Origin of the sequence: Gluconobacter thailandicus F149-1 = NBRC 100600 (assembly GCF_000964465.1) — a bacterium.
Classification (GTDB): Bacteria; Pseudomonadota; Alphaproteobacteria; order Acetobacterales; family Acetobacteraceae; genus Gluconobacter; species Gluconobacter thailandicus.
The window spans coordinates 102,255-108,254 of sequence record NZ_BANH01000008.1 but is presented as its reverse complement, the minus strand read 5'-3'; the positions used below and the strand labels follow the sequence as shown (position 1 = coordinate 108,254).

Below are 6,000 nucleotides of genomic sequence, written 5' to 3'. Positions count from 1 at the left end.
CTGTCACCTGTCGATACTGTCCGCCAGAGGCTTGAACACAACGGCGGTTTGGCAAACCCCCGCTACAAACCTGCTGACAACAACGAATTGCTGCCTAAAGTCGACGAAATCCTCCATTATGCCAATGAGGTCTCACAACCAGACAGTTAGAAGTGCTTCACGTGAAGGGATCGAAGAACCATTGATTGATATTCCTTGCTCCAGATTTTGAGCCTTTGGCGTGCTGATTGATGGTTGTTGTGATGATGGCGTTCGCTATGCGTTTGATCGCAGATCTGGAGCTCTCATCCGCAAGATTGCTGCGGTCGAGCAGCCCTTCTCTCAATCGCGCACTGTCGCTGGCGGCGGCATCCGTCGTCTTCCATTTCCGGATCAGCCTGAACTTCCGGTCGATGGAAATATGGGATTTGTAGCCAAAGAGCGGGATGGCGAGATCCGTCGTGGGGATCGTTCCGTCATCCTGACGCTTTGCCTTCGTAAACTTCAGTGTCCAGCATGCATGACGGTCATTGTGGAACCGTTCGGACGGTTTGTATTGCCAGTCCTGCGGGATCCGTCCCTCTCGAAGATCCGCTTTCTTGGCGTTGGTATTACGCTGCTTTGGAGCAGCCACCAGTGTAGCGTCCAGGATCTGGCCTGACATCGGCAGATAACCGGCGTTCCGCAGGATCGCGTCAAAGCAATTGAACAGACCATCAATCGTACCAGCCTGGGTCAGGCGTTCACGGAACAGCCACACCGTTTTGGCATCTGGTACACGGTCAGAAAGACCCAGACCAAGGAAACGCATAAAAGACAGGCGATCGTTGATCAGGCACTCCGTCCGTTCGTCGGACAGATTATTCAGCGTCTGGATCACCAGGATCCTGAACATCAACACCGGATCAAACGGGGGACGACCGCCTTTGCTGCCGTCTGAATAGGCTAGTGCCTTGTCCTGATCAGGGCGGAACACCTCAAAATCCACAGTCCGGGAAAACGCCTCAAGTTGATCGCCAAGCCCGCTCAGGCGAGCCAGACGCTCTTCAACATCAAAGAAACCCGGCTGCTTCATGACCCATTAGGGCCTGTTAGGCCTTGAAATAGTCTGCAGCAGCAGCGATGAGAAGGAAGGACGCAGCCGTCTTCTCATATCGGGTTGCGACAGTCCGCCATTCCTTGAGCCTTGCCCACAGGTTTTCGACCAGATGCCGGTGTCTGTAAGCCCAATGTGGACAGGCGACTTCTGGATCATTCTTCCTTGGTAGAATGACAGGGCGAGATCCGCGGTTCCAGAGATCTTCACGGAATTTGTGCGAGGCATATCCGCGATCACAGACGACGTAGGTCGGTGGGTGTGGCAGCGCGTCGAGCACAGGCCATAGGCACACGGCAGTTCATGTGCCTGACCGGGCGACAGCGTGAAGGACAGTGCCCGCCATGACTACCCGCAGCTACGCAGACCCTGGTGCCAGGTCCTCCACGTGAGCGGCCAAGCGCCTCACGATCCCTGAGGCATCCTCTGTATCCCCCTTTTTTAGCTGCCCCGGCCGCCTTGTGATAGGCACGGATCGTCGTGCCATCGAGAAAGACCATGCCGAGAGCCTGATCCCTGCCTTTGGCCTTTTCAAAGAGGCGCTGCCACACACCGAGTTTCGACCAGCGAATGAACAACTGTGCGGCAATCCACCAGGGGCCAAACTCCGGTGGCAGGGCGCGCCATTTCGCGTCGTTCTGATGGCGCCAGAAAATCGCGGAGATCGTCCGTCGAAGGTTCTTCAATGGGGTTTTCCCCTTCGGACGGACTTCCTCGATCAAAGGCTCCCATACAGACCAGGCCTGATCAGAAAAGACAGACTGCATCATGCTCATCATAAACAGCTATGCAGTCCGTTCTGTCATTCAAGACCTAACAGGGACTAGAATAAAATTCAGGAACATTTTTTTGGGAGGGGAGCGACTGGACCTATACATGGCAGGTTAACAATTCCGGCCTTCACAGTCTTTCAACACAAATTCGGGGAGCCCTTTGCGAACTGGGGCGCGACAGTCATTCAATGCGAACTTCTGTCCCGCAAGCCCGCTCATACAATACTGACATTCAATTACGGTTCGAGAAGCGGGACCGGTATTTTGGGAGGCTTCATCCTTGGTGTCGATGCAATTAGTTAAGAGAATGCCGTGGCTTTTCTTCGGACTCATCATTTTCAGTTTTACCTGCGCATTGCTGCGGACTGCCCATGCACAGAGCACGGTCGTTAATTTTGCCGATGGTAAAACGCTTTCTGCTTCCCAGCTCAACGCCCTCCAGCTGGCTAAAATCGATGCAGCCAATGGAAAGGGCAGGAATCTGGCTCTGACGGGCGCGACGCTGGACGGAACGTCCATGATTGTCGATCAGACGGCATCAGCTGTTGTGACGGCCATCAAGTCGCTTAATACGGCGATGGGTGTTCCGGCGAATAACCTGTCCACGCTGAGGCCGGAATATGGCGCTGTCACACGCTCCCAGCAGGAGCGTAACCAGGACACGTTCAGCCTGCTGGATTTCTGCTCGATCATGAATGTGAACGGTTCGACCGATAATACAGCCTGTTACCAGAATGCCATTTATGCGGTGTGCGATGGCGCGGCAGGTGCTGCCCCGTTCCGCTCTGGCGGAGAACTGTTTGTTCCTGCCGGGGCGATCGTGCTCTCCCAGGTGAACATCCCCTGCAATGGCGTCCATATCCGCAACGCTGGCAATGGTAACGTCAACTCAGGCAATCTCGACTATCGAGGAACCGTGTATGTCTCGACACCGGGCAATACGGGCACGATGTTCAAATACACTTCTGCCAGCGCTGATTATGGGACCGGGTTCAGCTTCGACCATGCGGGCATTGATGCGTCGAACATGGCGGCTGGTGGCACGATCTTCGATATCTCCTGGACCCAGCATTCGATGATCGGGGACGTCTCCATCCTCAACCCGTACAATATCTTCAAGGAAGAGGGAGGAGCGGCCAACCTGGTCGAAGACATGGTCGTTCTGGGCTTGCGGGGAACCGGCTTCGAGTTCTGGGGGGATGCTTCAAACTGCGGGACAAACAATCCTTCAGTTTCCCTCGCGTCCTGCAATAAGCGGGCGGATCTCCTGCGGTTGAGCCGCGTGAACATGAATGGCGCAGCGGGTCATGTGGCACGTTGTGTCTGGTGGCACGACTTTGCCCAAAGTCTCCAGCTGTCGAATACAATCTGCGAGAGCGCGGCGATCGGCCTTCAGGTCGATTGTGCCAAATCACAGGGCAATAACGGTGAGGCATGCCCGGCTTTCGGGCGGTTCTACGATCCCGAGTTCGAGGACTGCATGCTATGCATGAAGATTTCTGACGCACAGGATCTGGAAGGCCATGGCGGCTACATGCTGGGTCAGGGCACCGCTTCGACCAACGTGGTGCAGGTGGTCAATACGAATTTTGGCGCTCCCGCCACGGCTTCAGCCAAGGGGTCCTATGCAGAAGCGTTCCGTTGGATCGGGGGACGCTTCGGCAACTCTGGTGGGCCTGTCATGTCCATCGGGGTTTCAGAATTTGTCCTCACAGGAGGCCACTATTTCAGTGCCAGTCTGTCCGCGAAAGATGCTGCATCTGCGCTTCCCACCATTGATGTGACGGGAGTTGGCAGCACGGTAACGCCTCTTCGTGGAATTATTTCGGACAGCATCCTGTGTGTGGCGTCAGGCCAGCAGCCACTGTCGATCTATCAGGGTGGCATTAGGCTGGGGAGCGGCGTTGGGCATGTGCATGTCCATGACAACGAAACATCCAGTTGCCTGATGTCTGTCCTGGATCAGTCCGTCGCCAGTGGTGGGACGTCCACCAATTCGCTTCACGATAACGGTTGAGGTTTTTACTCGATGCAGCTGATTATTGCTGACGGCACCGTCGCGAAAGCCAATCGCGACATAATGCCCGCCACAGGAACTCCTGGGTGGGCGACTGACGGAAACCCCGCTGCGGGGGTTCCGGCGACAGACAACAACGCCTGTCATTACAATATGATGATGGCTGAGATTGTGCAGGTTATCACCGATGCAGGGATAGCCCTTGATGCTTCGGATTGGACCCAGTTGTCTCAGGCCATTCGCAATTCCCCTACATTCAACCAATCTCTAGGCTCAGAGCTCATTTTTTGAGGTAGAAGATGAAGCATGCGGCGATGTGGATTGCAGCCATGAAGGTGTGAGCGCACCGGTCGTATGTGGTCACAACACGTCGCCAGTCTTTTCAGCTTTGCAAACATGTTTTCGATCAGACAGCGCTTCTTATACAGATACCAGTTGTAAGACAGCTTTGATCCCCGGTTTTTGTTCGGAGGAATACAGGCTGCGATGTCGCGTTCTGCAAGCAACAACCTGATCCGGTCAAAGACGCCCGGACGACTTCACCGAATAAAGCGGTTGTATAAGGTCTCGTGCGGATCATACGCTTTCGAGGCATCTTTCCACTAAACCCGTTACGGATCACACAAACAATTCCACTCAGAACCCGTCTGTCGTCTAGATGTGATACACCATGTGTCAGAAGAAAATACGGGCCTGATCGGATCGATCTGGCGCTCAGAAAGCAAAAGCACGTTATGCAAAGGCTCACCCTTCATGGATAACCTTGTCAATCACAACGCAGCGCTCAGTTCAATAAGTTAATAGGCCCTGAACCTAAGACAGCCCGTCACGATTCAATGTCGCAGGAGTCGGACACACTCGCTTCTTGTCTGTGATAAGGGAAGTGACGGTCTTTACACTTCGTTCATAGGTGACGAATTGAACGTCCCTGCCTGGTCCTGTGACCCAGTAATCTGAACGCCGTGAGAGATAGGCATCCATTGTCCTGCTGGAAATGAAGTTTGGATTGTGAGCGCAAAGAACGCATCAACATATCATGTGAGGATAGCTGTGGTCTGTGTTGCTAAACTTTTTAGGCATTATGCCTTGAGCGACATACGCTTCCATATGAAGAATGTAGTCTTGGATGATACGTGAGAGAGGTTTCACCCGAACGTTCAGACCACTCTCAGCTTTCAGAAGGAATTCATAATAGAATCTCTAAGCAAGCTTTCCCGCTTCCTGCCGATCTCTCGTACCTAAAGATGTTCAGATTTGTCCCTAATCGGGAATCGAACTGACCAGTTAGCAGAGCAATTCTATTTGAACATATTATTATGTGTGCAGAAATTACGCTAGAAATATGCTTATCCAAGCGGAAAAGCCTTGTTTTCTGCCCCTATTCTAGCACTAAGTTAGGGGTAAGTGAGATAAGCTAAATCTTAAGTCTCTAAAAAAAAGGAAAAATGGTGCTGCTGGCGAGGATTGAACTCGCGACCTCTCCCTTACCAAGGGAGTGCTCTACCACTGAGCTACAGCAGCATTCCGTTGCCTTGGCGCGCTTCGTATCCTCTAAGCGCGCCAAGTGCAACCCCCTTAATCGTCGCGATGTACCTTTTCCATGCGCTCATGGCGTTCCTGCGCATCGATGGAAAGCGTGGCAATCGGGCGTGCTTCCAGACGCTTGAGACCGATAGGCTCACCCGTTTCTTCGCAGAAACCGTAGCTTCCGTCCTCAACGCGCTGAAGAGCCATATTGATCTTGGCGATCAGCTTGCGGGCGCGGTCACGGGTTCGCAGCTCGAAAGCGCGATCCGTTTCGACACTCGCGCGGTCGGTAATGTCAGATTCATGAATACCACCTTCTGAAAGGCTGGCGAGCGTGCCGTCGGCCTCTTTCAGCAGGTCAGCACGCCAGCGCAGAAGCTTCTGCCTGAAGTACTCCACCTGGAGGGGGTTCATGAATTCTTCTTCGTCGGAAGGGGTATAATCCGGCGGCAGCGTAATCATGCGCATCCAATCCCTGCTAGTCCGCCAACGTCCGATCGATAGCCGCAGGCGATAACGCGCGGCTTATAGCCATCACAAGCCGTTTCGCCAACCCCGAAGATCCTTTTCGAATTCTGCGCCAAGGGCAGAATTCCGCGCCTGTGTTA

At 53.7% G+C, this 6,000-nt stretch carries 3 protein-coding genes, 1 tRNA gene and 4 pseudogenes; 3 read left to right on the top strand and 5 right to left on the bottom strand.

Annotated elements, in window-relative coordinates:
• Positions 1-150: pseudogene (locus tag B7444_RS16310) on the top strand (IS481 family transposase); the annotation flags it as partial.
• 133 nt (positions 151-283) lie between these two features.
• Here B7444_RS16310 and B7444_RS03185 read toward each other — a convergent pair.
• A pseudogene (locus tag B7444_RS03185) lies at positions 284-1,054 on the bottom strand (transposase); the annotation flags it as partial.
• Between the two features lie 16 nt (positions 1,055-1,070).
• Positions 1,071-1,842: pseudogene (locus B7444_RS03180) on the bottom strand (IS5 family transposase).
• A 313-nt stretch (positions 1,843-2,155) separates the two neighbouring features.
• Here B7444_RS03180 and B7444_RS03175 point away from each other — a divergent pair.
• Positions 2,156-3,865 carry a hypothetical protein gene (locus tag B7444_RS03175; protein WP_007283397.1) on the top strand — a complete coding sequence of 570 codons (1,710 nt, stop codon included), beginning with the start codon at positions 2,156-2,158 and terminating at the stop codon, positions 3,863-3,865.
• Between the two features lie 12 nt (positions 3,866-3,877).
• Positions 3,878-4,156, top strand: a complete 279-nt coding sequence (locus B7444_RS03170) for a hypothetical protein (RefSeq protein ID WP_007283398.1) — start codon at positions 3,878-3,880, stop codon at positions 4,154-4,156.
• On the opposite strand, the pseudogene B7444_RS16720 reads toward B7444_RS03170, so the two are convergent.
• The 3 genes and pseudogenes from B7444_RS16720 to dksA form a co-directional block, all read right to left on the bottom strand.
• A pseudogene (locus B7444_RS16720) lies at positions 4,146-4,605 on the bottom strand (transposase). The gene B7444_RS03170 and the pseudogene B7444_RS16720 overlap by 11 nt on opposite strands.
• Positions 4,606-5,311: 706 nt before the next feature.
• Positions 5,312-5,386, bottom strand: a tRNA-Thr gene (locus B7444_RS03165).
• A 54-nt stretch (positions 5,387-5,440) separates the two neighbouring features.
• The gene (dksA, locus tag B7444_RS03160; protein WP_029495790.1) at positions 5,441-5,854 is read right to left on the bottom strand and encodes an RNA polymerase-binding protein DksA; all 414 of its coding nucleotides are present in this window, start codon (positions 5,852-5,854) and stop codon (positions 5,441-5,443) included.
• Between the last annotated feature and the right edge of the window lie 146 nt (positions 5,855-6,000).